Source organism: Alteromonas sp. G4i13, assembly GCF_054960505.1.
The window spans coordinates 99,586-126,114 of record NZ_JBHNYX010000010.1 but is presented as its reverse complement, the minus strand read 5'-3'; the positions used below and the strand labels follow the sequence as shown (position 1 = coordinate 126,114).

General features: G+C 44.4%; 23 protein-coding genes. 10 read left to right on the top strand and 13 right to left on the bottom strand.

Annotated features, from left to right (window positions below; all coding sequences use genetic code 11):
* Positions 1-45: 45 nt before the first annotated feature.
* From ACFI6J_RS07220 to ACFI6J_RS07210, 3 genes are all read right to left on the bottom strand, one after another.
* Positions 46-930, bottom strand: coding sequence for an EamA family transporter (locus tag ACFI6J_RS07220; protein WP_014949793.1), 885 nt, complete (start codon positions 928-930; stop codon positions 46-48).
* Between the two features lie 196 nt (positions 931-1,126).
* Positions 1,127-2,476, bottom strand: a complete 1,350-nt coding sequence (locus ACFI6J_RS07215; protein ID WP_061486023.1) for an MBL fold metallo-hydrolase — start codon at positions 2,474-2,476, stop codon at positions 1,127-1,129.
* An 8-nt stretch (positions 2,477-2,484) separates the two neighbouring features.
* Positions 2,485-3,381 (bottom strand): class I SAM-dependent methyltransferase, encoded by an 897-nt coding sequence (locus ACFI6J_RS07210; RefSeq protein WP_061486022.1) that lies wholly within the window; start codon positions 3,379-3,381, stop codon positions 2,485-2,487.
* A 185-nt stretch (positions 3,382-3,566) separates the two neighbouring features.
* On the opposite strand from ACFI6J_RS07210, the gene ACFI6J_RS07205 reads away from it, so the two are divergent.
* Positions 3,567-4,016, top strand: a complete 450-nt coding sequence (locus ACFI6J_RS07205; protein ID WP_061486021.1) for a GyrI-like domain-containing protein — start codon at positions 3,567-3,569, stop codon at positions 4,014-4,016.
* 73 nt (positions 4,017-4,089) lie between these two features.
* Here the strand turns inward: ACFI6J_RS07205 and ACFI6J_RS07200 are convergent, their stop codons facing one another.
* The 4 genes from ACFI6J_RS07200 to ACFI6J_RS07185 form a co-directional block, all read right to left on the bottom strand.
* Entirely contained in the window at positions 4,090-6,930 is a 2,841-nt protein-coding gene (locus tag ACFI6J_RS07200) for a TonB-dependent receptor domain-containing protein (protein WP_014949791.1), read from the bottom strand.
* Positions 6,931-7,657: 727 nt separating this feature from the next.
* On the bottom strand, positions 7,658-8,698 hold the full coding sequence (locus tag ACFI6J_RS07195) for a methionine synthase (RefSeq protein WP_014949790.1): 1,041 nt from the start codon (positions 8,696-8,698) through the stop codon (positions 7,658-7,660).
* A gap of 125 nt (positions 8,699-8,823) precedes the next feature.
* Entirely contained in the window at positions 8,824-9,798 is a 975-nt protein-coding gene (locus ACFI6J_RS07190; RefSeq protein ID WP_014949789.1) for a DUF1852 domain-containing protein, read from the bottom strand.
* Between the two features lie 299 nt (positions 9,799-10,097).
* Complete coding sequence (locus tag ACFI6J_RS07185) at positions 10,098-10,361, bottom strand: DUF7218 family protein (RefSeq protein ID WP_014976784.1); 264 nt, start codon at positions 10,359-10,361, stop codon at positions 10,098-10,100.
* Between the two features lie 370 nt (positions 10,362-10,731).
* On the opposite strand from ACFI6J_RS07185, the gene ACFI6J_RS07180 reads away from it, so the two are divergent.
* Positions 10,732-11,913, top strand: coding sequence for a pyridoxal phosphate-dependent aminotransferase (locus ACFI6J_RS07180; protein WP_061486020.1), 1,182 nt, complete (start codon positions 10,732-10,734; stop codon positions 11,911-11,913).
* A gap of 74 nt (positions 11,914-11,987) precedes the next feature.
* Here the strand turns inward: ACFI6J_RS07180 and ACFI6J_RS07175 are convergent, their stop codons facing one another.
* From ACFI6J_RS07175 to trhP, 4 genes are all read right to left on the bottom strand, one after another.
* Positions 11,988-13,163: a saccharopine dehydrogenase family protein gene (locus ACFI6J_RS07175; protein ID WP_239246501.1), complete on the bottom strand. Its 1,176-nt coding sequence runs from the start codon at positions 13,161-13,163 to the stop codon at positions 11,988-11,990.
* A 138-nt stretch (positions 13,164-13,301) separates the two neighbouring features.
* A complete protein-coding gene (locus ACFI6J_RS07170) occupies positions 13,302-14,531 on the bottom strand; it encodes an aminotransferase class I/II-fold pyridoxal phosphate-dependent enzyme (protein ID WP_239246499.1) in 1,230 nt (409 codons plus the stop codon).
* 118 nt (positions 14,532-14,649) lie between these two features.
* The gene (locus ACFI6J_RS07165; RefSeq protein ID WP_014976780.1) at positions 14,650-14,895 is read right to left on the bottom strand and encodes a YfhL family 4Fe-4S dicluster ferredoxin; all 246 of its coding nucleotides are present in this window, start codon (positions 14,893-14,895) and stop codon (positions 14,650-14,652) included.
* 3 nt (positions 14,896-14,898) lie between these two features.
* A complete protein-coding gene (trhP, locus tag ACFI6J_RS07160; protein ID WP_239246507.1) occupies positions 14,899-16,272 on the bottom strand; it encodes a prephenate-dependent tRNA uridine(34) hydroxylase TrhP in 1,374 nt (457 codons plus the stop codon).
* Positions 16,273-16,729: 457 nt separating this feature from the next.
* Between trhP and ACFI6J_RS07155 the strand changes: the two genes are divergently transcribed.
* From ACFI6J_RS07155 to ACFI6J_RS07140, 4 genes are all read left to right on the top strand, one after another.
* On the top strand, positions 16,730-19,177 hold the full coding sequence (locus ACFI6J_RS07155) for a zinc-dependent metalloprotease (RefSeq protein ID WP_338851550.1): 2,448 nt from the start codon (positions 16,730-16,732) through the stop codon (positions 19,175-19,177).
* 15 nt (positions 19,178-19,192) lie between these two features.
* Complete coding sequence (locus tag ACFI6J_RS07150) at positions 19,193-19,849, top strand: hypothetical protein (protein ID WP_338851549.1); 657 nt, start codon at positions 19,193-19,195, stop codon at positions 19,847-19,849.
* Between the two features lie 93 nt (positions 19,850-19,942).
* Positions 19,943-20,200, top strand: coding sequence for a type II toxin-antitoxin system Phd/YefM family antitoxin (locus ACFI6J_RS07145; protein ID WP_214994063.1), 258 nt, complete (start codon positions 19,943-19,945; stop codon positions 20,198-20,200).
* The gene (locus tag ACFI6J_RS07140) at positions 20,188-20,484 is read left to right on the top strand and encodes a type II toxin-antitoxin system RelE/ParE family toxin (RefSeq protein ID WP_338851547.1); all 297 of its coding nucleotides are present in this window, start codon (positions 20,188-20,190) and stop codon (positions 20,482-20,484) included. Before ACFI6J_RS07145 ends, ACFI6J_RS07140 begins: the two co-directional genes overlap by 13 nt.
* Before the next feature lie 68 nt (positions 20,485-20,552).
* On the opposite strand, the gene ACFI6J_RS07135 is transcribed toward ACFI6J_RS07140, so the two are convergent.
* Positions 20,553-21,446, bottom strand: coding sequence for a LysR family transcriptional regulator (locus ACFI6J_RS07135; RefSeq protein WP_338851546.1), 894 nt, complete (start codon positions 21,444-21,446; stop codon positions 20,553-20,555).
* A gap of 159 nt (positions 21,447-21,605) precedes the next feature.
* Here ACFI6J_RS07135 and ACFI6J_RS07130 point away from each other — a divergent pair, with 159 nt between their 5' ends.
* The 4 genes from ACFI6J_RS07130 (at position 21,606) to ACFI6J_RS07115 (ending at position 25,191) form a co-directional block, all read left to right on the top strand.
* A complete protein-coding gene (locus ACFI6J_RS07130) occupies positions 21,606-22,364 on the top strand; it encodes an SDR family oxidoreductase (protein ID WP_338851544.1) in 759 nt (252 codons plus the stop codon).
* Between the two features lie 74 nt (positions 22,365-22,438).
* The gene (locus tag ACFI6J_RS07125) at positions 22,439-23,446 is read left to right on the top strand and encodes a zinc-dependent alcohol dehydrogenase family protein (protein ID WP_338851543.1); all 1,008 of its coding nucleotides are present in this window, start codon (positions 22,439-22,441) and stop codon (positions 23,444-23,446) included.
* A 46-nt stretch (positions 23,447-23,492) separates the two neighbouring features.
* Entirely contained in the window at positions 23,493-24,500 is a 1,008-nt protein-coding gene (locus ACFI6J_RS07120; protein ID WP_281715688.1) for a zinc-dependent alcohol dehydrogenase family protein, read from the top strand.
* A gap of 283 nt (positions 24,501-24,783) precedes the next feature.
* Positions 24,784-25,191, top strand: coding sequence for a PaaI family thioesterase (locus tag ACFI6J_RS07115; RefSeq protein WP_338851541.1), 408 nt, complete (start codon positions 24,784-24,786; stop codon positions 25,189-25,191).
* Between the two features lie 212 nt (positions 25,192-25,403).
* On the opposite strand, the gene ACFI6J_RS07110 is transcribed toward ACFI6J_RS07115, so the two are convergent.
* On the bottom strand, positions 25,404-26,522 hold the full coding sequence (locus ACFI6J_RS07110; RefSeq protein ID WP_462585940.1) for a M14 family metallopeptidase: 1,119 nt from the start codon (positions 26,520-26,522) through the stop codon (positions 25,404-25,406).
* Positions 26,523-26,529 lie beyond the last annotated feature (7 nt).

Genomic DNA, 26,529 nt, shown 5'->3' with positions numbered 1-26,529 from the left:
CAGCATGTTTACTCTTGCAATAAAGGGGGAGACCATATACAGGCCCTAGGAAAGGGTTTCAATTTGTTTTTGTTTGGGTAATTGTTTTTGCGTAGCTGAACTCCCGGCGGTAGCAATAACGACTAAAGCCACTGCAAACCATTGTGAAAGCGTGAGGGTTTCATCAATAATGATGAACGCCGCTATGGCTGCAACGGCAGGCTCAACACTCATCATAATGCTGAAGGTTTGCTTAGGCATATTGCGCATTGCACTCATTTCTAACGTATACGGGATAGCCGACGAGAATACGCCTACAGCGAACCCGATGAAAATAGCCTGTGGCGAGAGTAAGGCGATACCTTGACTTGCAACGCCAATAGGCACTACACAGATAGCGGCCACTAGCATGCCTAATGTTACCGTAACACCGCCAGAACCTTCGTTGCCTGTTTTGTTTCCAAATACGATGTAACCGGCCCAAAACGCTCCGGCTGTAAGGGCAAGAATAACGCCGACGGGATCTAAGCTCTCGGCCGACGCGCCGCCAATATCGGGAAGCAGCAAACAAACGCCTGCAACGGCTAAAATAGCCCAAGCAAAGTCTCTCTTTTTTCTGGCACTAAAAAATGCCACAGCCAATGGTCCGGTGAACTCAAGCGCAACACCTATGCCAAGGGGAATACGCTCAATCGCAAGATAGAAGATGATATTCATTGCGCCTAAGCAAGCGCCGTAGAAAATAACGTTACGCCATCCTTTTGCGCTTAAGCGCGCTCTCCAAGGTCTAAAAATTACTGTTAACACCAACGCGGCGAAAAACGCACGAAGAGCACTGGTGCCTTCAGGGCCAACTATAGGAAAGAGTTGTTTCGCAAACGATGCACCAGACTGTATGGTTACCATCGCCAAAAGCACTGCGACTATGGCAAGTAAAAAACGTTGATTCACAATATATTGCAACCTGGATGAGACAAAACCGGATTATATTTGTTCTAAAACTGAAATGCTCGTTGATAAGGGAAAGTATTGAAAATTAAAGTCTAATAACCAAAACGCTATGGCAGCGGTCGCGAACACCGTCTATGCTACCCGCTGCAAACGCGTGCGATTTATGATGGCCAAATGAGCAAAATGACTCAGCGCACTACAGTTTAAAATACGACATCAAGCTTCGTAGAGTAGGATCGAATTGATCAGGAACGCGTTCAATTGTCATGTGGTACTCAGCTACGTTCCAAAATGTACCGCCTAGAAGAAGCGCTATAAGCACCTGGGTAGTCATTGTAAACTTGATATAAGGTTTATCTTCAGTAGGCTCAAACAATGTATTTATTTGAACGCGTTCATTTTTCATGTCTATCTTGGCGTAGATTGGGCATTGCAAGCCAGCTTGCAGTTGCTCTACCGGCTTAATGTGTAAAACCACATCAGTATCTGGGAATGTAGATAACCTTTCTTGCGCGCTCCATACGTTTGCTCTGGCCTTAAAAATTAAGCTATTGATTGGCATCATAAGCCCGTCAGGCCAAGTTATTCTGTGAAGCTCGCAAGGAAAATCAGCGAGAGACTCAGCGTAGTTTATTCTGTCTTGCTGAGTAAAATTCCTATCTAGCGCGAGAGGCGAGTGCTCTGCCGAACGGGAAGCTAAGTCCAGAGCGTCACCGGTCGATAACATGACCAGCTTATTCTCGTTAAGATTGTGATTACGCCAGGTCGATTCAATTTCCTCAGGGCATGCTTGATGTTGATACTGCGCGTATTGATAACCTGTTCCTGCTATCACAAAAGATCCAGCTGCTGGAATATTGAAATCTGCATCAATAATTTCCGCAAGTTGGCAAAACTTCTGTAATCGAGAGGCTTTTAACTGTGCTACGCGAGTGTGTTTCTCATCATCGCTATAATGAGAAAAAACAAAGGGGTAAATACTTGCGCCACTGTAAGCAAGAATTGCAGCATCAAGCTTACCGAAGGTCGCCTTAATTTGCTCTGCGTGCCTAATTTGCATCGGGTTGTCTACAGCAAAAAATACCTTGTACCCGTTTCCATCTTCAAGATATATCGACGAATCAACAGGTATGTTTGTTTCATTCACGATATCGTCAGAAGACCCTGAAAACTCTTTTATAATGGTTATACTGTGCTCGCCAAGTTCCCAAGGTTTGTCAAAGGTACATTCCGTAATATTCGTAAACCCTAATTGCTGTAAAGCTAAGCGAAGGGCAGGGGTCGGAAATTTACCGATCAATATTGGGATGTCTTTATCAAAATGAGATAGCGTAAAAGGATTAAAGTGGTCACCATGAATGTGACTAATATATAAATAGTCGGGCTTTAAATTTAGATAGCGTGTGCGCTGCTTTTCATGCATAGGAGGGTAATTGAAAAGAAGGCCATGGTAAATGCCGTCTTCATACCAAGGATCGGTTAAAACCGTTGTTCCGTCACTGAAAGTAAACAAAAAACTCGCATTCGTTATATATTCAATTTTCATTAACAATCCTAAGGCTTTCGCGCGATAACAATGGCTTCTCTTCCTAAGTTTAGGTTAGAAAAAGCGCGATAAATATCTTGTCGTAAGTGGCTTAACCCCGCATTTTCCATGAACCATTCAAAGTTGACACGTTTCAGGTGACATTCTCGGCCCACGCTTGGGGTTTCAATGTAGTTGTCGCCCATTGCTAGAAACAGGTCTAGCGGGAAGCTGGAAAAACGGCTTAAAGGATTAAATCCACATTTTGAAACGAGTGCTTCTAGCGAGTCAAAATCAAAGTAATTAAGGTGGTGTGGGACAGCAACCCACCAAGGTTTGTAGTCTTGTGTTTTTCTTAAGCCTTCTTGCAGAGGGTTGAAGTCATTAGGGACACCCACAACTAAAACACCACCACTGGCAAGTTTGTCGAAAGCCACATTGATAAGAGAGAATGGGTCGGGAACATGTTCTAGAATATTGCGCATGTGAACCACTTTGATATTTTTTGGAAGGCTGGTTAGGTCAGCATCGAAGCTGCTATTAATGATATCTAAGCCTTTATCACGGCAATGGTTTGCCGCTATTGTACTTATTTCGACACCAACTGTATTCCACCCTTCCTCTATGGCTGCTTCCAAAAACAGGCCTGCACCGCAGCCAATATCAACCAGAGTATTATCATCACTAGGCGAGATAAATTGAGCTATTTCGTTAAGCACGTCGCGATAGCTCATGAGCCACCAATCGCGGTCTCGCTCATAGTAGTTTAGCCTATCTCGTTCGCCGTCATCATAATGGCTGTCACGATAAAGAGTCTCATTTTCGAGCTTGTCTGGAAGTGGCGTAACATGTTTGAATCCGCACGTTTCGCAGTCAATAACATCGTAACCATCACCTGAAATAACGACGTTTCCTGAATGTGCCATGGTGTGTCCTAATTTTGTTTTTTATTTTGAGAGGCGTTTATCATTTTATCAAAAACTGAATCAAGAAACGTACCATTAAGAGTGAAATTTAAGGTAAGGTGTTAAAGTCATTCTGCTGGAACATGGTTTGTCTGAATCCGTTTGCTTAGACTAACTTTCTGTATGCTTAACAATTAGGACGTTGTATGAACGTAAGGAACCTCTCTTCACCGATAGATATTAAAGGCTTTTCGGTGATTACCAATAATCACACTGAATTCTCACCACTGGGAAAGATACCCACACTTTGGCAAAGGTTTGATAATTCGATAGCTGTTGACTATAAAGGCGGCGATCGAGTGTATGGCGTGTATTTCAACTACGAATCCGATCATTCCGGTGACTTTTCCGTGTTGGCTGGGTTTGACGGTGACTCAGTGCCCGAACATTTAAAGGTTGAGCACATCACTATTCCCGCAGGAAAGTATCTCGTTTTTTCGCGACAAGGTGAAATGCCGCAAATTGCCATTGATGCATGGAGCGATATTTGGCGCTATTTCACAGAAGGAGGTGCCGAGTATGAAAGGACGTTTTCAATAGACTTCGAGCACTATGTGAATGGCAACCATATAGACGTCTATATAGCGATAAAATGACGTCATGTTAACTTTATAATAAAAAAACGGCGCTAATAAGCGCCGTTTTTATCATTGCTCAATATTACGTAAATTACATTTTGTACGCTACGGTAACGTATCCGAAGCGGCCAATGTTGTCGTACGCGCCGTCTATTGAACCCGTGCCTGTCGTGCCTGTCGGTAGCGCACGGTTAAACAGGTTATCAATACCCACGGTTAGGCTAACACCGTTAGCAAAGTTGTAACCCGCGGTCACGTCAGTCACAGCGTATGAAGGCAGTTCCATACGGTTGCTCGGATTTGGGTTACGCGCTAACTCTTGGTTGTCGTAAAGGCTTGAACGTTCTAGGTAGCGAGTTTTCCAGCTTGCTTCCCAATCACCACGGCTATAGTTGATGGTGAATACACCCTGCCAATCAGATTCACCTGCCGTACCTGCGTACTGATAGAATACCTCAGGGTTATCTTGGAATGGGAATTCTTTGCGGTCTTTAAGGTAAGTCGCAATCAAGCTAGTACGGAATGCGCCTTCTAGCGCGTCGAAATCATATCCTAGTTCGAAGTCGATACCCTTGGCTTCTTGACCCGCGATGTTCAATGCATAGCTACGAATCTGAGTGATTTCACCGGTAGTTCCATCACGGTCGATAAGGCCACAGTATACGTTGTTAATACCCGACTCAGAGTCAACACAGCGATCCAATATTGTTTGGCCGTCAATAGACGAAATCGCGTCTGTCAGCTCGATTTCCCAGTAGTCAACAGTAGCGGTAAAGCCTTCAAACCAGCTAGGAGTATAGACAACACCTAGTGTTTTAGAGATTGAGCTCTCCGCTTGCAAGTCGATGTTTCCACCGTTTACGCCTTCTAGCGTTGCTGAGTCGTAATCAGAGTTGAAATCTGCAGGGATACCTAACGCTGCACAGTTTGCAATGCGTTGGTCGGCGTTGGCTAAGTCAGCAAGGTTGTCTGTACGACATGGATCGTCTACGCGGAAGAAGGTTTGGCTTGCTTCACCATAAAGTTCACCGATGTTCGGCGCGCGTAGTGCAGATGATTTTGTCGCACGTAGACGTAAATCTTCATACACTTTCCAATCTAGACCAAGCTTCCAGCTTTTCGCGTTGCCAATCGAAGAGTAGTTGGCAATACGCGCCGCAGTATCAAATGTCAGCATTTCTACGCCAGGGAGATCGGCAAGTAGTGGAATAGTAACTTCAGTAAATACTTCTGATACATCGTAATCGCCTTTATCTTCACCTAGAGTGTTGAAAAAGGTACCCGCTGCATTATCAGGTTCTTCAATTTCGCTTTTTTCTTTGCGATATTCAACACCGGCTGCAAAGCCAACGTATCCTGCAGGTAATTCATAAATACCAGAGTTTGCGATGGTTGCGCCAGCGTTGTATTGTTCAATTTTGCTTGTGCCAACTGATGTAGTATTGACGTAGTCAATTGCTTCTTGTGAAGGCTGACCAAAGCCCATAATGTTTAGCGGTACACAGCCGTCATCACTACCTGACGCACAAACAATGTTTCCATCGCCGTCAGTTATTGCGTTAAGTGCATTCTCGAAGTTTTGCAAAACAAGGTTGTTGCGGTTCTCACGCTCTAATTCAGTTTTGCCGTAGTTTACAAATGCCTCGTAGCTCCACTCGTCACCAATGTAGCCTTCGATACCTAGCACGTAGCGATAAGTTTCACGCTCGTCTGCTTCGGTGCGGCGCCCTAGGTCAGTCATCATGCGGTTAAGCTGAATGCTGTCTAGTTCGTTTTCATCCATGTATGCGGCAACGCTATCATCTAGAAAGGCATTGTTACGATAAATGGTTGTCTCTGAGCCGCCATAGAAGAAAGCAGGCTGGCCCATTGTAATTGCACGAGTACGCGCGTACTTAGCCTGTGCATACACTGTGGTGTCGTCGTTTAGCTCGTAGTTACCTTTTACATTTAGGTTAGTACGATCAAACTCAGGCTGAAGCTGCGTAAACTGGCGCAGGTTAAACGAATCACAGTTTGCGCAGAACGCACCGTCTACTTGGTCACCGGTGTAGATTTCGCGAATTGAACCGTCAGCGTTGAAAGTCTGAGAGTTGCCGCCAAAAACGCCAGAGTTGTTTAGTGTGTAGTAGCCCGCATTAGCAGTGTAAAAGTTGTCAGGAAATGCCGTTGAATTTAACTGGTCTTCACTGCGCTCGTATCCCATGATGCTTTCAAAGCTCATATTACGATACGACGTTGCAGTCCAAGGGTTGTCAAGGGCCTCTAAAGCTTCTTGTGAGCTGTATTCGGCTGCAAAAGCAATGTTGCCGCGATCATTGTCGAAGTTAAAGCCGTATGATGCTTGGTATTTATCGTTCTTATAACCGTTTTCCTGTGCAAAGCCTTGCGTCGCACTCACGTCGAAACCTTCAATGTTCTTTTTAAGAATGAAGTTAACAACACCAGTTACTGCATCTGCACCATAAACCGCAGAAGCACCGCCAGTAACGATTTCTACGCGCTCAATCCACGAAGTAGGGATGGTGTTGGTATCTACCGCTGCAGAGCCTGCTGAAGAAGATACGTGACGTTTACCGTCTACCAATACTAACGTGCGGTCAGTACCCATACCGCGTAGGTCAAGAATATTTAGACCGGCAGTTCCAATAAATTGACCTGAATTACCCAATGAGAATGTGTTTGCAAGTGAAGGAAGCTCATTAAGCACCTCACCAATGTTCATCGCACCTGAATTAAGAAGTGACTCACCAGAAATGGCTGTTACTGGTGATGGAGCGATAGCGCCCTGACGAGAGATACGAGAACCGGTGACCTGAATTTTTTCAACGTCAGCGCTTTCATTTGTTGAGTCCTGTGCAAGAACGTTGCCTGAGGTCAACGCGACACTTCCTGCTAATGCTAACTGAACTGCAGTTGCAATATTTTTCATGGATTGTTCCTAGTGAATTAGATTTACGTGCTTGTTGTTGGTTAACGCCCCGTAAATAGGCAAGGGCTAGCCAAATTGCATGCGTAGTTTTTACTTATGTTGCAATGGCGCGCATTCTAATTATCTAGTATTAAATAAATCAATTTTTTGCGGTGAATTAAATTCTAGCTATGAAAGAGTTAACTTAATTTTAAAGAATTTATAAATAGTAGGTTTAATTAATATTTTTGAGTTTTGTATTAATAATACTCAATAATTGTTTTTATATTGACCATGTGGTCGAAAAGTGTCTTTTTAGAGCGCTTATTAAGCGGTTTTCGTCTTGTTTTTAATTTGCTTGGTTAATTTTGAGTTAGAAGATTTTTGCTCGTATATTGCACTAACTGAGTAAATTTAAACCGTGTATATTAAAGTTTCTTTTTTTAACGTGAATAATAGTTGTTTTGTCGCTGTTTTAAATCAGGTAATTGCTAATGTTGCTCATAAGTTAAATATTTGTTGCTTCTCCATGTGTTATATTTTCTATCTTATTTCTTAATGATGTTTTTAATTATCCTTGATTCTGCGGAAACTATAAATAATGTAAGGGAGCTAACCTTAAATAAGGTCGAATAGATGAGAATAACGCTGATACTGTTTTGAACCGCTAGAAATAAAAAAGCCCACTTTGATATGGGCTTTAGTGCGCTTTCAAAATGCTCTTGCTTAACAAAAGTTTTGAGGCGTATTAAGCACTGAGCTTCTGAGCTAATTCCTGCCTTACTATTTCAGCGCCAGCGCTGAGCGCCTCAAGCTTGCCTCGAGCAACCTGTCGTGAAAGGGGGGCCATACCACAGTTTGTACAAGGGTAGAGTTTGTCGGCATCCACGTACTTTAATGCTTCACGTAATGTAGCTGCTACTTCTTCTGGTGTCTCTATTGTGTCAGTTGCAACATCAATAGCGCCCACCATCACTTTTTTGCCTTTAAGAAGCGAGATCAGTTCAATGGGTACATGAGAGTTATGGCACTCCAGAGAAACCATATCAATATTAGATTTTGCTAACTTAGGAAAGCTCTCCTCATATTGTCGCCACTCAGAGCCTAATGTCTTCTTCCAATCGGTATTAGCTTTGATGCCATATCCGTAGCAAATGTGCACTGCAGTTTCGCATTTAAGCCCTTCAATGGCTCTTTCTAATGCGGCAATACCCCATTCATTGACTTCATCGAAAAATACGTTAAACGAAGGTTCATCAAACTGGATAATGTCAACACCAGCAGCCTCAAGCTCCTTTGCCTCTTGGTTTAGTATTTTGGCAAACTCCCACGCAAGTTTTTCGCGACTTTTATAATGGTCGTCGTACAGCGTATCAACCATCGTCATAGGGCCAGGTAACGCCCATTTTATGGGCTGATCGGTTTGGCTCCTTAAGAACTTTGCGTCTTCAACGAACACTGATTTTGGCCGTGTAACAGCATGGGTAACGACAGGTACGCTAGCGTCGTAGCGATTGCGAATACGTACGGTTTTACGGTTTTCAAAATCAACACCGTCAAGGTGCTCAATAAAAGTAGTTACAAAATGCTGACGAGTTTGCTCACCGTCACACACAATATCTATGCCTGATAGGGCTTGTTCCTGAAGCGTAACGCGAAGCGCGTCTTTTTTGCCTTCCTCTAATGCTTCATCTTCTAGCTTCCACGGCGACCACAGGGTTTCAGGCTGTGCAAGCCACGATGGTTTTGGAAGACTGCCTGCAATTGAAGTGGGGAGTAGTTTTTTCATGTGATTCGCTTTCTTCTAATCAATAATTTGTATGGATGCGCGAGGGGCAGAACGTGCTGCCCTTATCATAGCTTTGTAGTCGCAACATGTGCGGTTTGAAAATCGCAAGTATCTAAATGAACGGATCAGGCGTAGCTTGCTGTGAATTGCGCTAACTTGTGTTGATAAGGCTTTATAAAGTTCTCTTCTACGAACTTGCCTTGTTCAACGGCTAGATGAGTCCGCTCCTCACGGTCATAAACAATGCGAGTCACTGAGTGATCGCTATTTTTCAAGTTTGGTTTGTAGCTTAAACCTGCCTGGGCGTTAGCGTTATAAATCTCAGGGCGATAAATTTTCTGGAAGGTCTCCATCGTAGCAATAGTGCTGATAAGTTCTAAATTGGTGTAGTCGTTTAACAAATCACCAAAGAAATAAAATGCAAAAGGAGCAGCACTGTTTGGTGGCATGAAATAGCGCACGTTTAAGCCCATCTTCTTGAAATACTGTTCAGTTAGTGATGATTCATTAGGCTGATATTCAACGCCTAAAACGGGGTGCTGATTTTCTGTTCGACGGTAGGTTTTATTGTCGGAAACGCTTAAACAAATGACCGGCAGCTTTGAAAAATGTGCTTTATAGGCTTCTGAATTAACGAAATACTTAAACAACTTTCCGTGCAGATCACCAAAATCGGTAGGGACACTGAACGAAGACTGGCCACGATTGTGATTAGATAGACGAACGCTAAAGTCATAATCGCGAACATAAGACGAGAAGTTGTTTCCCACAATACCTTGAGTGCGTTTACCCGTTTTTTTGTCAATTATATTGGTTTGTAAGATTTCGATAGTTGGGAATGTGTTGCCGTTACCCTCAACGTCGATATCTACCGACACAATTTCAAGTTCGACAGCATAGCGATCGCCACTTTCATTATCCCAGCTAGCCAGTGCATTAAAGCGGTTGTTTATCATGCTTAGTGCATCGCGCAAATTTTCTTTGCGGCGTTGACCACGAGCTAAATTGGCGAAGTTGGTGGTGATGCGTGTGTTGTCTGAAGGGCGATAATCTTCATTAAACTGAACGCTGTTAATAGTAAAAGAGAAATCTGTGTTCACGTTGTTGTTCATGAGAATGCGCTTCTATTCCTAAAGTTAAACCGAGTAGTGAGACTGCTGTAAAAGCTATGAACACGTTATACGTTGATTTAACTATGAATAAAAATGACTTATTTTCATTTTATCATGAAATATTGTCATGTATTGGGCGGGCGAAGAGCTAGTCGCCTACTAATGAGGCGGTAGATCTTTACTTGAAGTTGAGGTTTGCCACGAAATGCACAAATTATGCGTGTCTGATAAAACGTAATCATCACCGCCACAGTGACCAGTTTTTGTATGTGGCGGTCTATCCGCCACTAATGATTGCGTAACGCATCAATTAATTCGTCTTTGCTCATGTTAGAGCGACCTTCAATGCCGACTTCCTTGGCCTTTTGATACAGTTCCTCTTTAGTGCGATCCTCGTATTTTTTGCCTTTTCCACCATCTTTAGAAGGGGTTTGTTCGCTATTGGCTTGCGCATTGGCAATGCGCGCCGACTTCTCTTTACTGTAGCCTTCGTCGCGAAGGGCTTCGTAAGTGTCGTCGTTTTTAATTTGGTTGCCGTGGTCCTTAGCCATATTTAACTCCTGTTTTGCATACTGAGTAATCGATGAATGTTTCGCCGTAATTCTTACTTTGTATTTATATAGATGGATTACACAGTCGTTTAAAAGGCAGGCTTCAAGTGCGAAGAACCAATAGCGAGAGAGTGCTGCGCCTTTAACATCAGAAAAAATGTCATTCATCGCAAACGCCAAAAACGACAAAATAACGCTGCACCGTAATGTAACGACTTAACGCGTTAAAACTTCTTATGTTGTCAATTTTAGTGCGCCACATGCACGTAAAAAGTGCATTTATGTCAATGGTTTAGGTTTTTCATGCTATTGCGCGTTCAAAATTAAGCCTTTAGTCTAAAGTGAATATAGACGGAAGGCAGAGCGAAATATGAATAAAAATGAACAACAGAGCACCGTGAATTCTTCACGCCGTAATTGGTTAAAGTCTGTGGGATTAGGTGCAGGCGCGGTAGCGCTAACGACCAGCGTTGACAGTATTATGGGCGACCTTCGTGCCGCAGGTATGCAAACTGAACACTTCCCGTCTGCTACCCCCAATGTAAACGATGGTCTTATTCGCTTATCGTCAAATGAAAACGCCTTTGGGCCGTCAAAAAAAGCCGCAAAGGCAATGCAAAGCGAGCTTTTAAACCTAGCGCGTTATACCGACGCTACGGTTGAAGTGTTAGCGCAAAAAATTGCTGAGCAAGAAGGCGTATCTGCTGAGCAAATCGTAATTACGAATGGATCTTCACCTATTCTTTTTGGCTATGCGGACTGGATCACCAAAAACGGCAATAAGCTGGTAACGTCTATGGCAACCTACGAAGGCGTACCACGGGGCGCTGAGTTTATGGGGGCAGACGTGATCTACGTGCCGTTAGCCAATGATATGACTTTTGACCTAGATGCAATTGAAGCTGCAGTAACCGAAGATACGACTGCTGTGTACGTATGTAATCCAAATAATCCGACAGGGAGCATGGTAGATGCGGCGAAGCTTACCGCTTTTGCAAAACGCGTATCGAAGAAAGCACAGGTTTTCATCGATGAAGCCTACATTGAAATGTCTGATGCTTACCCCGCTAATGTGCAATCGAAGCTAGTAGCTGAGGGGTACAACGTGGTGATTTGCCGCACCTTCTCTAAAATTCACGCCATGGCGGGACAGCGTCTCGGTTACGCCATCATGCCTGCTGAGCAAGCTAAAACAATGGGCGGTATGCTGCGCATGGGTGGTGTGAATTACTTGGCATTAGTAGCGGGTATGGCAAGTATGGATGATCATGAGAACTTAAACACAATGCGCTCACGCATTAAAACTGAGCGTGAAAAGTTAGTAAAAGTAGCTAAAGAGTTAAAGCAGCCGTTTGCGCCAAATCCACAAGGGAATTTTATTTACATGGATACGGGCATGCCGCACGATAAATTTGCAGAAAAGATGAAAGCTCAAGGTATAAAGGTTGTAGGGCGCACGTGGCCTGGGTACGACTCATGGTCACGTATTAGCGTAGGGACACCTGAAGAAACTGACGCGTGCGTTAAAGCATTAAAAGCGGTACTCGCTTAAAAAACAACAATAACACCTAGCGCAGAGAGAAAAGGCTGAACGCAATTTGTGTTCAGCCTTCGTTTTTTGAATCGCTATTTCTCGATAGCAAACGTTAAGCCTGCTTTTTCTTCTAAACGGCGGATAAGCTTGTTACCAAGTGCTGCCGCAGGTGTGAAGAAACCACCAGATAAACTAACGTCTTTGCACAAGCAAAGGGCAGATTCTGAAATCATTTTACTGGTAGAGCCGTAACCTGGATCCTTGTCGCCTTTTACCGATACGGCTAGCATATCACCATTGGTAGCGGTACCCACAAACATGACATCGTAAAAGCCATTTTCGCGCTCTTCTTTGCTCGGGCCTTCACCTGGTTTAGGGCCATCATCACTTGCAAGCGACTTATCTTTGGCAACGTGATTCGCCATGGCTTCACCTTTCTCACCTGGGCCAGTCATCATCATTTCATCATATTGAAAGTTCTTGCCGTAGCTATATCCGCCCAGGTAGTTCGTGCGATGAACGTTTTTAGTATTGATGGCCGCCATAATAAATGGTGCAACCCATGTGCCTAACTGCTCATCGAAGTAAGGTTTATTGCCATCGGGCTGTGGCTGATTTGACGCGCCATCGGTTAATGAGTGCGGGTTAATAAGTGCCGCCATGACAGACTTATCTTTGTGCGCAGCCGCCATGGTCGCTTTTAAACTTGCAGCCGTACCGCCAGAGAACGTGCCCTGCATTTTACGAACGCGACCTTTTACATATTCAATGACATCGCCACTTTGCTTTTTGGCATGTTCTTGAAGGTAGTACACACCAAGGTCAAAAGGCACAGAGTCAAAGCCACACGAGAACACAATGTTTGCGCCGGTTTCTTTAGCTTTCGCTTCGTATTTATTGATCATTTGGTGCATCCAGGCTGGCTCACCGCAAAGATCTGTATAGCCGGTGCCGTTATCGACACATGCAGAAAGTAACTTTTCACCGTAAATTTGATACGGACCAACAGTGGTAAGTACAACGGCTGTGCGCTTCGTCAACGCATTTAGCGCGTCATCATCATCACCATCGGCTACAATGCTAGCAACGCTTTCACTAATGCCTAGCTCCTTTTTTACGCCGTTGAGTTTAGCTTCGTTTCGGCCTGCGACCGCCCACTTAACGTTGTCATCGCTGCCATACTGAGCCTGAAAATATTCAGCTACTAACTTACCCGTAAAACCTGTAGCACCGAAAATAACTACATCAAATTCCCGTTCGTTACTCATTGTTTTGTCCTGTTTTATCTCGTTTCGACACGTGTCATCAATATGCGTTACTCAATATACGCACAAGCACCCATATCTATCATTTTTTTCGGTAATATTTGTCTATTCACGAAATTAAATGGTGAGCATAAAAAAGCGTTAGCTTAATGATTCTACAAACTCAGCTAGCCGTGAAAGCCCTTCCTCCAAGCGTTCAATGCTAGTGGCGAAAGACAGTCTTACGTAATGGTTGGCATTGTGCTCACCAAAATCATTACCCGGCGTAAGCGCTACATGATGTTGCGAAAGTAGGGCATCACAAAATTCAATTGCACTTAGCCCTGTGTGCTTAATGTTGATGTAGGCGTAAAACGCACCGTCAGGCTTTGCATCTAAACCAAGCCCCATATTTTCAAGTGCACTTAAAACAAGGGAAGCACGCTTTTCCAGCGTATGGCGGTTTTGCTCGCATTGCGCTAATGCTTTTGGTGTAAAGCACGCAAGAGCGGCCTTTTGCGATAGGGTAGAGGGGCAAATAAACAAATTCTGCGCGAGTTTTTCAACGATGGGCGTCATCGCTTCAGGTACCACACACCAGCCAAGACGCCAGCCGGTCATGCCAAAATATTTGGAAAAACTGTTTATTACGACCACTGTTTCTTCAAGCTGTGCATTGGCAAGTACGGTTTGAAGTTTGGTATCACTGCCCAAGGTCGATTGGGAAGCGAATGTATCATTACGTACATCAAGATCAGCCGAAAGCGATAGATCCAAGTAAATTTCGTCAACAATTAAAAAGCCACCTTTGGATTTGCAGTACTCGCCAATTTTAGTCAACTCTTCTGCATCTATAACCGTACCAGTAGGATTGGCAGGTGTGGCAATAAGTACACCTTTCGTGTTGTGCTTCCAATTATCTGCAACACTTGCAGCGGTTAGCTGAAAGTTATCCTCACTGCGTGTTGGCACTAGTGTTACCTCTGCGCCAAATGCGTTTAAAAATCGTCGGTTACAGGGGTAAGACGGGTCTCCCAATATCACGTTGTCGCCTGGTTCAACTAAGGCAGCACTTGCTAAAAGTAAAGCGCCAGAAGCCCCAGCGGTCACTACCACTCTAGAAGGGCTTACCGCTACGCCATGTTTAACTTTATAAAAGCGTGCAATGGCTTCACGTAGTTCAGGCATGCCCAGCGCCGAGGTATAGGGAAAATCTGGGGCACTCAAGCTTTCTTTCATTGCCGCGAGTACTGCCGCGGGTGCGCCGAAATCAGGCTCGCCTAAATTAAGTCTTATAACATCTTTACCTTGCTGTTCTAGTGTCGTGGCTTTTTCGCCATAGGCCATAGCAAGAAACGGAGAGATCGCCGTAGCGCGAGAGGCAAACTTCAAAATAAAACCCTTATTAGTAAGTGCCAATTCAAACTGTACCGCAATTAGTGATCACTCTTGGTCATGATTCAAGGGAATTCTTCGAGAAGTACAATTAACTCGCTGACTTACTTCATAGCTAACTATTTAAACGAACAAACTTTTCGGCCAGCTCGTCTAGTGACTCTCTATTGTTCGGGTCGGGCTTAACCACATCGATAGGGCATACCGCTACGCAAGTAGGGGCATCGTAATGCCCCACGCATTCTGTACAGCGTAACGGGTCTATTTCATACACTTTATTACCCATGCTTATAGCGGCATTAGGGCATTCGGGTTCGCACATGTCGCAGTTAATGCAGCTATCAAGAATAAGCAGTGCCATGCATTATGCCTCGCTCGCGTTTTCGGGTGTTACTGCACTAGGAGCTTTTCGAAACGGATTGCGGGTATCAACGCCTTCATCTAAATTTCGCAGCAGTAGGGCAAAGTTTAGAGACACATCGCTGGGTATCGGTATTCTTACTTGGTGTCCTGAACCCTTAGCATCCGTAATAGAATGGTTTCTCTTATCCAGCATCTCATTTAGAGTAAAGGTAATGTTGCCGCTTGGCGTCATCAACTCAAGCGAGTCACCTACACAGAATTTGTTTTTAACGTTTATAATTGCATAGCCAGACTCTTCACAACGATCAATCACTTCACCAACAAATTGCTGTTTATCGCTGACTGAGTGGCCATACTCATAGTTCTGATACGCGTGGTGCGCATGGCGACGCAAGAAACCCTCGGTATAACCTCGATGAGCTAAAGTTTCCAAGCTTCCCATTAATGTACTATCAAAAGGCTTTCCTGCTACCGCGTCGTCAATTGCTTTTCTATAGACTTGAGCGGTTCGGGCACAGTAGTAATGTGATTTAGTGCGGCCTTCTATTTTTAAACTATGCACGCCCATTTGGGTTAACCTGCCAACATGTTGCACGGCACGCAAATCTTTAGAATTCATAATATAGGTGCCATGTTCGTCTTCAAAAGCTGGCATCAGTTCTCCAGGCTTTTCCTTTTCTTCTAACATAAACACTTTGGGGCTTGGCGTGCCTTCACCAAGGGTAGGAATTACCACTTGAGGTGCTGTAACTGCCTTATTAATCTCACTGGTTAGAACGATGTCGCCAGTTTCGTTTTCCTCGCCTGCCTTAACATCGTAAGACCATCGACAAGCATTGGTACAAGTGCCCTGATTCGGATCGCGTTTATTCATATATCCAGACAATAAGCAGCGCCCCGAATACGCCATACAAAGCGCGCCATGCACAAACACTTCCAACTCCATGTCTGGAACATGCTCGCGAATAGTTTCAATTTCTTCCAAAGAGAGCTCTCGGGACAAAATAACGCGCTCTATGCCTTGTTTCTGCCAAAACTTCACCGTGGCGTAGTTCACCGCATTAGCCTGTACACTTAAATGAATAGGCATTTCAGGGAAGGCGTCGCGCACCATCATAATAAGCCCTGGGTCTGACATAATTAACGCATTGGGCTTCATAGCAATTACTGGTGAAATATCTTTAAGGTAGGTATCTAGCTTACTGTTGTGCGGAGCAATGTTGCTTACTACATAGAACTTTTTACCTAAAGCATGTGCTTCTTCTATGCCTATCGCTAAGTTCTCAAGGCTGAATTCGTTGTTTCTTACGCGAAGCGAGTAGCGTGGCTGCCCAGCATAAACAGCATCAGCGCCATAGGCGAAAGCGTAGCGCATGTTGCGTAAGCTACCCGCAGGTGCAAGCAACTCTGGCGCGATTAACGTTTGGTTTGGCAATGTTGAAACTGAGTCTTCACGTAGGTTAGAAGAGCTGCGATTAGGTGATAATTTTGAAGTCATAGATAAAAACCGCTACTAGACGCTTTAAACAAGGCGGCGGATTTTATAAGCCGTAAAATACCTCTACAACTCAAACAAAGCTTGGTGTTGACCAAGATCAAATAATTTGTTGTCGCTCATGTTTTTGAATGTTTAAACGGCAATTGAGCAGGGGCAATGCCAGCTGTTCTCTTCCATATAGTTGCGTTTTTAGTGCATTACCTTCGGTAGGAAAAACCAAGCCTGTTCACAGCTAAATAACATGCAAAAAGAGCGCATATAAACGATGAACTGCCATGGGCAAAAGCCACCACATAGGGTAGGCTAGAAATTCACAATAATAAGGACTAACTGCATGCTGCAATTGAACATTTTTCACAAAGCGGCGCGACATGTAAAAGCATCGGGTAAATCGGCCATTGCGATTACGGTATTATTTGTCGTGTCTACGTCTTCCGCATTGGCTGCGCTGCCAAGCATTGGTGAATTCACCAGCAATATGACCAAAAAAGATGGTTTAATTCCTGTTTACTATGACGATGAAAGTGACAAAGTTTACTTGGCGGTGCCAACAGACCACGCCGAATACCTGTTTCAAAGTAGCTTGCCGTACGGTGTAGGGTCTAACGACATTGGCCTTGATCGCGGCCAGCTAGGCAATACGCGTTTAGTAAGCTTTGAAAAATTTGGAAACAAGGTTTTATTAAAGCAGCACAACACCAAATACCGAGCAGCCCATGGCAGCGACGCTGAGAAACAGAGCATTGATGAAGCCTTTGCTGATTCGGTTATCGCAGGTTTTACGCTGGTAGCCAAAAACGACAGCGCCAGTCTAATAGATTACACACCGTTCTTATTAAGCGATATCCATGGCATTGGCAATCGCTTAGCGGGAACTAACCAAGGCAGTTTTAGCGTAGATAACATGCGAAGCGGCGTGTATTTACCTAAAACCAAAGGCTTTGAAAAAAATACTGAATTAGAGGCTTTAGTCACCTTTGCAGGTAAGAAGCCAGGCGAATACGTGCAGCAAGTTACGCCCGACCCAGAAAGCTTGTCGGTGCACTTGCATCATTCGTTTGTGGCTCTGCCTGACGATAATTACACGCCCAGAGAGTACCACCCGTACTCGGGCTACTGGAAATTCAGTTACTTTGATTATTCAACGCCTATCAGCGAGCCTACTGAACAGCGTTTTATTACCCGCCATCGTTTAAACAAGAAAACCCCGCATGCTGCAATGAGCGAAGCAGTCGAGCCTATTGTGTATTACCTAGATCCTGGTATTCCAGAACCCGTAATGACCGCGCTTAAAGAAGGGGCGAGCTGGTGGAATCAAGCCTATGAAGCCGCAGGCTACAAAGATGCGTTTCAGGTGAAAGTATTGCCCAAAGGTGCCGACCCAATGGACGTGCGCTATAACGTAATCAACTGGGTACATCGCGCAACGCGCGGTTGGTCTTATGGTTCGTCGGTTGTCGACCCGCGCACTGGTGAAATTATCAAAGGTCACGTTACGCTCGGCTCATTGCGTGTAAGACAAGATTATTTAATTGCCCTTGGCCTAACCAGTCCTTTTAAGGACGGCAGCACCGACACCACTGCACAGCAAGAAATGGCTTTAGACCGCATTAGGCAGCTTTCAGCCCACGAAGTAGGGCACACATTGGGTATAGCCCACAACTTTGCGGCAAGTGAAAATAACCGTGCGTCGGTAATGGATTATCCTCACCCCAAAATTAGTATTAAAAACGGCAAAATTAGCTTGGAAGGCGCGTATGATAAAGGCATAGGCGCATGGGATATTCACGCCGTCGCGTATGGCTATCAAGATTTTGCAAGCGACGTAGAGGCAACGGAAGCCTTGGCAAAAATTATCGTAAAAGGCCGTAATGAGGGTTTAAGTTTTAAGTCAGACCCCGATACCCGCAGTAGTCGCCATGCATCGGCAAACGGCCATATGTGGGAAAACGGTAGCAATCCGCTAGATGCTTTCGATGAAATTTCACAAGTACGCGAACTGGCGTTAGCCAATTTAGGTTTAGACACCTTAAGCCCAAATAGCAGTTTATCCTCTCTTGAAAATGCTTTAGTTCCCATATACTTGCTACATCGCTATCAGCTAGAAGCCGTTGCAAAGCAAGTCGGCGGCTTAGTGTATGAATACGAGCGCAAAGGTGACTATACCAAAGCACAGGGCCAGCAGTTTGTAGCACCCGCGGTGCAGCAGCGCGCTATGCAGAAGTTAATTACGGCCACTACCGCTGATTACCTGACGATACCTGAATCGGTACTCGCCCTTATTCCACCGACAGCGTATGGCGACGATATTACTCGCGAGCACTTTAATGGCAAAATGGGGTTAATGTTAGACCCTGTTTCTGCCGCTGCTTCAGCATCTAACTTTGCGTTTGAATTACTATTGCACCCAGAGCGCTTAAACCGCTTAGAGTGGCAAACAAGAAGTACTAATGACAGACGTAAAAAAGTAGGCGTTTCTATGCTGGTGAAGCAAATACTTAACGTTCACTGGTATAAAAATAAGTCACAAAGCCCATTAGCAAAACGCTTACAGTTAGTGGCGTTGAACGCTGTTATGCAGGCGGTTACTAATGAAAAGCTAGCGCCTGAAGTAAGAATGGAGGCCGAACTTGCCCTGCTTGAATTTAGCGAATGGTTAGACGACAAAGCAGACGACAATCAGTATGAAATACTGAAAGAACAGTTCGATACTTATTGGGCTAGTAAGGCATGGCCAAGTACCTTTGAAGTAGAGCCGCTACCGCCAGGTTCGCCGATTTAAGGAAGTTGATAATAAATGTTAGGTACAACGCAATTAGAGCAAAATCATAGCCCGAGTAACCAGCAAGTGCCGCAAAGAACTTTTGCGGCCTTGATCACTCCGTTACTCGCTGTGTTAATTCTAATATTAGTTCCCTTAGTGGAAAGTCTGCATGGTGGTGTGCTGTGGGGCTTAAACTACCATTCCCCCAAGTTTATGTCACAGGTCGGCGACGCGTTAGCCTTAGTTAAGCTTATAGCGCTTTGCGCAGGGGGGTACCTGCTTTTTACGCAGCAAGGTACATTTAGGCATCTTTTTAAAAGTAAATGGATATCTATTGTTTTGAGCAGTGTTTTAGCAATAGTGGCGCTCATTCAGATTGCGATAGGTCTAATAGGTGTACTGATTGATGCAACACTAGGAACTAACCGAGACTACTTTCATAAAGAATTTGCAATAGAAAATAACGCTATTTATGTGTTTACCGCAGATCCAGGTGCCATGGGGACGGCCTACCATTATTTTTATTTAAAATGCCCACTTCCTTTAAACCGTTATGAACTAACATTTATTGAAAAAATAAATTGGGTATGGGAGCTAGAGCTTAAAGCTTCTGATAATGGTTTTGACGTATTTAATCAGCGTGGTGAGTTTAAATATCGCGTTAGTTTGGGTGAAGTAGGGTGTGGTTAGGTACCTTGTAACTCTGCTCTGAGTGAATGAAATCTTGTGTGGTTATCGTTAAGTGATACTATAGTGGTACATTTGAAAGCTGGAACCTGCATCGTGAAAGTAGAATTAGTTACTACATTGAAGAGACAAGCCACAAAAATTTTGCAAGACCTGCACTCTTCAAAAGAGCCTGTTTTGATTACTGAACATGGTCAGCCATCGGCTTACTTAGTTGATGTTGATGATTATGAGATGATGCAAAAGCGCATGTCGATTCTGGAAGGTATTGCAAAAGGTGAGCAGGCAATAAGAAATGATGACGTTTTAACTAACCTGCAGGCCAAAGAGAAAATGGATAAATGGCTGAAATAGTATGGACAGAACCTGCTCTAAATGACTTGGACAGTATTGCTGAATACATAGCGGTATCTAATTTAGTTGCGGCAAAGAAACTGGTTAAAGAAGTCTTCGCCAAAGTAGACATACTTCAGGAATATCCTAAATCAGGAAAGTCAGTCTCTGAATTACCATCTCTAAATTACCGCGAGCTTTATGTGAAGCCCTGTCAAATTTTTTATAAATTTGAGGACAACAAAGCATTTATTCTGCATGTAATGCGGCAAGAACAAGATCTTAGGCGCTTTTTACTAGATTAGCGTTGATTAATCTTAAGTACATTTGGTAAATACAGAAGCTTTTGTTCGTTACTTTCGGCTTTTGACCATTAGCGGACACTCAATCTTGACACCAAGTGATCAAAAACCAATCGAATACGTTGTGGTACTGGACCACGTTGAGGGCGATAAATATATAAATCCCAAGGCACAGGCTCGACCTCTTCTAACACTCTCACAAGTTTCTCTTGGCGTAATAAATCTTGGACCAAAAAGTCAGGAGTTTGAGCAAACCCCAGTCCATTTTGTATAGCCATTAATTCAGCTTCGGCGTCGGCACTTCGAAAACGTGTTATGGATGGCGTCCACTGTCTGTCCATCGAAAAAACCCATGGCCAAAGCTTTCCCGTATTGCGATCTACTAACCCTGTAACCGGCAAGTGGTTTAGATCGTCAGTAGACGCAGGCGTTCCCACTCTATTTATTAACTCAGGCGAAGCCACGACATACATATTAATTTTGGCGAGCTGGCGGGCAATAAATCGACTATCCCTCATGAAGCCGATACGAATCCCAATATCTATTTTTTCGTCAACTACATCCACGCGCTCGTCACTGAGTGTCAGGTCTATATCAAGTTGAGGATGTACTGTTGAGAGTTCCATTAATGCTGGCATTAAGCATTTATGACCAAAACCAACAGGCGCTGCGATACGAACCCGCCCTTGTAATTCATTACCCGAGTTAGGGGCGCTTGTTTGAAACAATTCATCTACAGCGCGCAGGCGTTCTTTTGCTATCAAAGCAAATTTTTCTCCAACTAGGGTCACTTGTATGTGTCGAGTATTTCGATGAAATAAAAGCTCCCCTTTCAATTGCTCTAATTCCTTCACTGCTCGTGTCACTGCCTGAGGAGAAATTCCCAGACGGTTAGCCGCTTCTTTAAAGCTGCTAGACTCAGCAGCAGTACAAAATATCCGGAGCATTTCCAATCTGTTAAGCATCACAGTCACATTCAGGTTTGATATGAATACACTAATATTATTCCAAATTATGGAATTGTGAAATTAAAACTTTTCCATTTATTGGTTTTTGAAAGTAAGGGATAATTTGCATGTTATTTAGACAGAGTCATTCATTCAACTGATTTGAGGATATTAACTATGAGTAGTGTTTTAGCAAACAACATCAGTGGTAAGGTCGTTGTCATCACTGGTGGTAGCAGCGGTTTGGGCGAGACCACGGCAAGACATCTAGCCAGTCTTGGCGCATCTGTTGTTTTAGGTGCCCGACGTATCGAGAAGCTTGAAGCTATTGCTGCTGACATTCGCTCAGCAGGCGGAAAAGTTGCGGTTCAAGCGACAGATGTGACTAGCCAGGAAGAAGTGAAGGCCCTTGTAAACCTTGCACAAGAGCGCTTCGGTAAAGTTGATGTGGTTATCAATAATGCAGGATTAATGGCGATTGCACCGTTAGCTGAGACTCGAGTTGACGAATGGGATCGCATGATTGACATCAACGTTAAAGGTCTGCTGTATGGAGTAGCCGCAGCGCTTCCGATCTTTCAGGCTCAGGGAACAGGCCACTTTATCAATATTTCTTCCGTAGCGGGTATCAAAGTATTCAGTCCCGGCGGCACGGTTTATAGCGGAACCAAATTCGCTGTTCGCGCTATTGCCGAAGGCTTACGCCATGAAGTTGGGGGTAACATTCGTTCAACAATCATTTCACCAGGTGCAGTCGAATCTGAATTAAAACATGGAAGTTCAGATACTCAGGGTGCAGCCTTTGTAAAAGATTTTTATCAGCAAAATGAAATTCCATCTGAATCTGTTGCTCGTGCTATCGCATACGCAATTGAGCAGCCTGCGGATGTGGATATCAACGAGATTGTTCTGCGCCCAACTGTTCAAGAATTTTAATTCGTTTAATAAAAGATCTATTAACCAGCGGGTGATTTAACCACCCGCTGAATATTCAGTATGTGAGGTTATTGATGACAGCGTTAAACAGACAAATGCGTGCTTTGGTATTAGATAGCTATGAAGAAGGTACAGTATTCCGGGATGCCCTGATTAACTTACCCTCTCCATCAGCAGGTCAGGTGCAAGTAAAAATATTTGCAAGTGGAGTCAATCCTATTGATTACAAGATCCGCCAAGGTGTCGCTCCTTATGCCATGCCGGAATTACCCGCAGTACTTGGCACCGATTTAGCTGGAGAAATTGTTGCGATCGGCGACGGCGTCACCGGCTTTGCAGTAGGCGATGCAGTTTATGGTCTGACTGGCGGAGTGCGAGGATTGCAAGGATCATTAGCTGAATATGCCAACGTAGATGCTGAGTTACTTGCTCTCAAACCGAAAAATTTGTCCATGCGTGAAGCTGCGGCTTTACCTCTGGTTGCACTTACCGCTTGGGAAGGTTTGGTTGACAAGGCGAATGTTAAAGCGGGCCAGAAAGTCCTTATCCAAGGTGGAGCTGGCGGAGTTGGGCATTTAGCTGTGCAAATTGCTAAGGCCTTAGGTGCCGACGTTTATGCCACTGCATCGACTGGAAAACAAGAACTGCTCAAGGCGCTTGGTGCCACGCCGATTGATTATCACACTGTAAGCCCTGCCGACTACGTGGACGCATACACCCAAGGCAAAGGGTTCGATATCGTTTACGACACTGTCGGTGGCTCTGTACTCGATGCCTCATTGGGTATCATTGCACATTATGGACATATTTTAAGCTGTGCTGCATTCGGCTCACATAACCTGGCACCGTCGTCATTACGCTCTGCAACATTGTCAGCGATTTTTGTGTTACACCCACAGCTCAGCGGAGAGGGGCGCAAACATCATGGTGACATTCTGCGGCAAATTACGGCGCTTGTTGAAGCTGGACAAATTAAGCCACTACTCGATCCGTTACGCTTTTCCCTAGACACGGCAATGGATGCACATAATGCCGTAGAGTTGGGGTCCATGGGTAAAGTAGTTATTGATGTAATTGCTTAAAAAGTCATTGTTGTAATTACTTAAAAAGTCATTGTTGAGGATGCATATGAGCCCAAGAAAACTAATTCGAACTGTTCGTTTCCATGAATTAGGTGGCCCCGAGGTATTAACTATTGACTCGCTCGCGAGTCCAAGTTTGCAGGCCACTGATGTACGTATTGCGGTCAAGGTTGTTGGGCTCAATCGTGCTGATGCCATGTTTAGGCGAGGCAGCTATATAGAAAAGGCTGACTTCCCTTCGCGAATCGGCTATGAAGCATCCGGGATAGTCATTGAAGTCGGGGAAGAGGTAAATCATTTACGCCTTGGGGACGAGGTTTGTATTGTCCCTCAGATGGGGCTTTCTCAGAACGGCTGCTACGCAGAAGAGATTGTCGTACCAAGTGAATATGTGGCACTCAAACCAGCAGGGCTAACCTTTGCTGAAGGCGCAGCAGCTTGGATGCAGTACCTGACAGCTTATGGCGCTTTGGTCGAAATTGCTAACGTGCAAAAAGGCGATGCAGTACTGATAACCGCCGCATCGAGCAGTGTTGGATTGGCTGCGATTCAAATTGTGAATGCTCTGGGGGGCATCCCTATCGCTACAACTTTAACAGGAGCTAAAAAGGCTGCTGTGCTCAAGGCTGGCGCGGCCCATGTGATTGCAACCCAAGAAGAACCGCTGCTGGATAGTTTGAGAAGTATCTTGGGAGAAAACAATTTAAAAATCGCATTTGATGCTGTCGGTGGGCCGCAGATAGCAGAAATTGCTGAAGCAATGAGCCCTGAAGGAACAATAATAGCACACGGAGCATTAAGTCCCGAAGTCACTCCTTTTCCCTTAAAAATAGCACTTCGTAAAAGTCTGACAGTTAGGGGGTATGTGTTTACTGAAGTTATAAAAGACATCGAGCGTTTTCGCAGAGCAAAGCAATTTATCCACTCGGGTTTATCCGAGGGAACACTCAAGCCTGTCATTGATCGAAGCTTTAAATTTGAAGAGATAGTAGCAGCGCATCACTATCTGGAGTCCAATCAGCAGATTGGTAAAATAGTGGTCGAACTTGATTAACAGTTCGTAGCTTCCGCTAGTCTCTCAACTCAGTCAGTGGCTGATATTGGTTGGGAATTTGCGTGTTCAGTGGCGAGTAGCATGGCGGAATTTATTGGAAGGCTAGATAACCCAAGCAATGAGATTTGGACGATCAAACGGGACGGTAAAATTCTAGCTTCTGTACGAAAGTCAGGGCTCTGAATTGGTGGAAGAGAAACTAGGCTTACAATGGGGTATAGAAGTCTTGGAGCAACGCTTCACCAAGTACCTATAAACGTGAATAAATATTTAAGGAGTCTCAATGACAGCTACAAAAGAAGAAGTTATCGCTTTCATGAATTCGGAGTTTCCACAAAGCAAATGCGTTGTGGAAGCAGTGAGCAACGGTAGAGCGACTGTATCTCATCATGTAGGTCAGGATGAATTACGTCCTGGCGGAACGGTTTCGGGGCCTGTCTTAATGAGTGTGGCTGATGTGGCACTTTATGTGGCGATACTTGGTAAAATTGGCATCGTGCCATTGGCAGTAACAACTAGCCTTAACATCAACTTCTTACGTAAGCCATCGGCAAATGAGCGAATCATTGCGGAATGTTCTCTGATAAAAGTCGGCCGTACTCTCGTGGTTGGGGAGGTTTCTCTGTACTCTGACGGGGTGAGGGATTTGGTAGCACATGCTGTGGGTACATACTCTATACCGCCCTATTAATGCTCGGCTAACAAAAAAAGCCAGCCGACGCATACCGCGCAGCTGCTTTGAGCGATGGGCCGCTTAAGGTACTCTTCTGCCGTTCAATACAATAAATTGAACGGCAGGAAGTAATTCAAAGAATAAACCAGTGACTTGCGTGAGACGTTCCTACGTACCCTAATCAACCATGTTGTAATAAAGTTTTACTCCATCAACTTGCGTACAAAAATCTACAACTCCTTATAATTCGTAAACACTTTGTACAACTGTGTACCACTTAACACCGAAGCCGACGGGAAGTGCAGAATAGGGATCAAATCGCAGGGCGCTTCTAAGGTCCTGCTGCCGCTCTCGGTATCCAGATCGTCAATATTTAAAATTTGCGCCAGTGGTTCGCCTTTTTTCACCGTTTGGCCTGGTTTCGCCATGTACTCCACCATGCCGCCCCAGTTAGTAAACAGGGTTTTATAGTCTTTTAAATACACGCCTAAACGCTTCATTTCTGTCGGTTTAATATCGCACTCGTGCAATACGCCTTTTGCGTTTAGGTAACTAAGAATACTGGTGGCGTCTATATTGCCTTCATTAAAGTCGATAACTTCTTGGCTACCCATTTCAAGGGTAAAGGCTTCAACGTTAAAGCTGATCTCACGCTCTAAATTAGTTTTTATACTTTCTTGCAGTGTCCACCACGGGCAAAATGTTGCTTCGTCTAATGCGCCTGCAAATACATTCGGAATAAAAATACAGTGTGGAATGTTAAATAATTTGGCGCTGTCTTTGGCGTATTCGGGAACATAAACGTGGCGGGTAGATACTGGGCCGTTATGTAGATCTAGTACGAAGTCGGCGTTCACCGCCATTTGCTGTAGCTTTAGATTTAGCTGCTGCGCAAGCCCTAAACCCCAGGGTTCAGCCAACTTGTTGTCGATAGCATTAGACAGGTGTGCACGAAAACGTTGTTTTATGCCTTCAATAGACTCTTCGCGGGTGACGGTTTTGGCGAAATGCTCAACTGCACCTTTGTCAAAGAAATAGCCACGGTTCCAGTTTGTGCCGTTCACAGGGTCGAAACGGCCTAATGTGTATTCACCGGCTTTAATGTTTGTACCAATGGGATTACAGTTGGGCACTAAGATAATCTCGCCGCAAATATCCATGTCTTTTAAGCGCTGAATAAGATGGTAAATAACCACGTTACCTTGTACTTCTGCGCCGTGAATAGAACTTTGAATATACACAGTAGGGCCAGGCCGCGCGCCTTTCATACGATAAATTGGCACGTTCATGTTACGTCCAGACGCGTTTTGCGCCACTACCATGTGTTTTTTCACTACTTGGGTTGTCATTTAAATC

What these genes read in the sequence shown, in the direction of transcription:
- ACFI6J_RS07215 (WP_061486023.1), bottom strand. Translation starts at nt 2,476, where the DNA reads ATGAAAATTGAATATATAACGAATGCGAGTTTTTTGTTTACTTTCAGT.
- ACFI6J_RS07210 (WP_061486022.1), bottom strand. Translation starts at nt 3,381, where the DNA reads ATGGCACATTCAGGAAACGTCGTTATTTCAGGTGATGGTTACGATGTT.
- ACFI6J_RS07205 (WP_061486021.1), top strand. Translation starts at nt 3,567, where the DNA reads ATGAACGTAAGGAACCTCTCTTCACCGATAGATATTAAAGGCTTTTCG.
- ACFI6J_RS07200 (WP_014949791.1), bottom strand. Translation starts at nt 6,930, where the DNA reads ATGAAAAATATTGCAACTGCAGTTCAGTTAGCATTAGCAGGAAGTGTC.
- ACFI6J_RS07195 (WP_014949790.1), bottom strand. Translation starts at nt 8,698, where the DNA reads ATGAAAAAACTACTCCCCACTTCAATTGCAGGCAGTCTTCCAAAACCA.
- ACFI6J_RS07185 (WP_014976784.1), bottom strand. Translation starts at nt 10,361, where the DNA reads ATGGCTAAGGACCACGGCAACCAAATTAAAAACGACGACACTTACGAA.
- ACFI6J_RS07180 (WP_061486020.1), top strand. Translation starts at nt 10,732, where the DNA reads ATGAATAAAAATGAACAACAGAGCACCGTGAATTCTTCACGCCGTAAT.
- ACFI6J_RS07175 (WP_239246501.1), bottom strand. Translation starts at nt 13,163, where the DNA reads ATGAGTAACGAACGGGAATTTGATGTAGTTATTTTCGGTGCTACAGGT.
- ACFI6J_RS07165 (WP_014976780.1), bottom strand. Translation starts at nt 14,895, where the DNA reads ATGGCACTGCTTATTCTTGATAGCTGCATTAACTGCGACATGTGCGAA.
- trhP (WP_239246507.1), bottom strand. Translation starts at nt 16,272, where the DNA reads ATGCGCTACGCTTTCGCCTATGGCGCTGATGCTGTTTATGCTGGGCAG.
- ACFI6J_RS07155 (WP_338851550.1), top strand. Translation starts at nt 16,730, where the DNA reads ATGCTGCAATTGAACATTTTTCACAAAGCGGCGCGACATGTAAAAGCA.
- ACFI6J_RS07150 (WP_338851549.1), top strand. Translation starts at nt 19,193, where the DNA reads ATGTTAGGTACAACGCAATTAGAGCAAAATCATAGCCCGAGTAACCAG.
- ACFI6J_RS07140 (WP_338851547.1), top strand. Translation starts at nt 20,188, where the DNA reads ATGGCTGAAATAGTATGGACAGAACCTGCTCTAAATGACTTGGACAGT.
- ACFI6J_RS07135 (WP_338851546.1), bottom strand. Translation starts at nt 21,446, where the DNA reads ATGCTTAACAGATTGGAAATGCTCCGGATATTTTGTACTGCTGCTGAG.
- ACFI6J_RS07130 (WP_338851544.1), top strand. Translation starts at nt 21,606, where the DNA reads ATGAGTAGTGTTTTAGCAAACAACATCAGTGGTAAGGTCGTTGTCATC.
- ACFI6J_RS07125 (WP_338851543.1), top strand. Translation starts at nt 22,439, where the DNA reads ATGACAGCGTTAAACAGACAAATGCGTGCTTTGGTATTAGATAGCTAT.
- ACFI6J_RS07120 (WP_281715688.1), top strand. Translation starts at nt 23,493, where the DNA reads ATGAGCCCAAGAAAACTAATTCGAACTGTTCGTTTCCATGAATTAGGT.
- ACFI6J_RS07115 (WP_338851541.1), top strand. Translation starts at nt 24,784, where the DNA reads ATGACAGCTACAAAAGAAGAAGTTATCGCTTTCATGAATTCGGAGTTT.
- ACFI6J_RS07110 (WP_462585940.1), bottom strand. Translation starts at nt 26,522, where the DNA reads ATGACAACCCAAGTAGTGAAAAAACACATGGTAGTGGCGCAAAACGCG.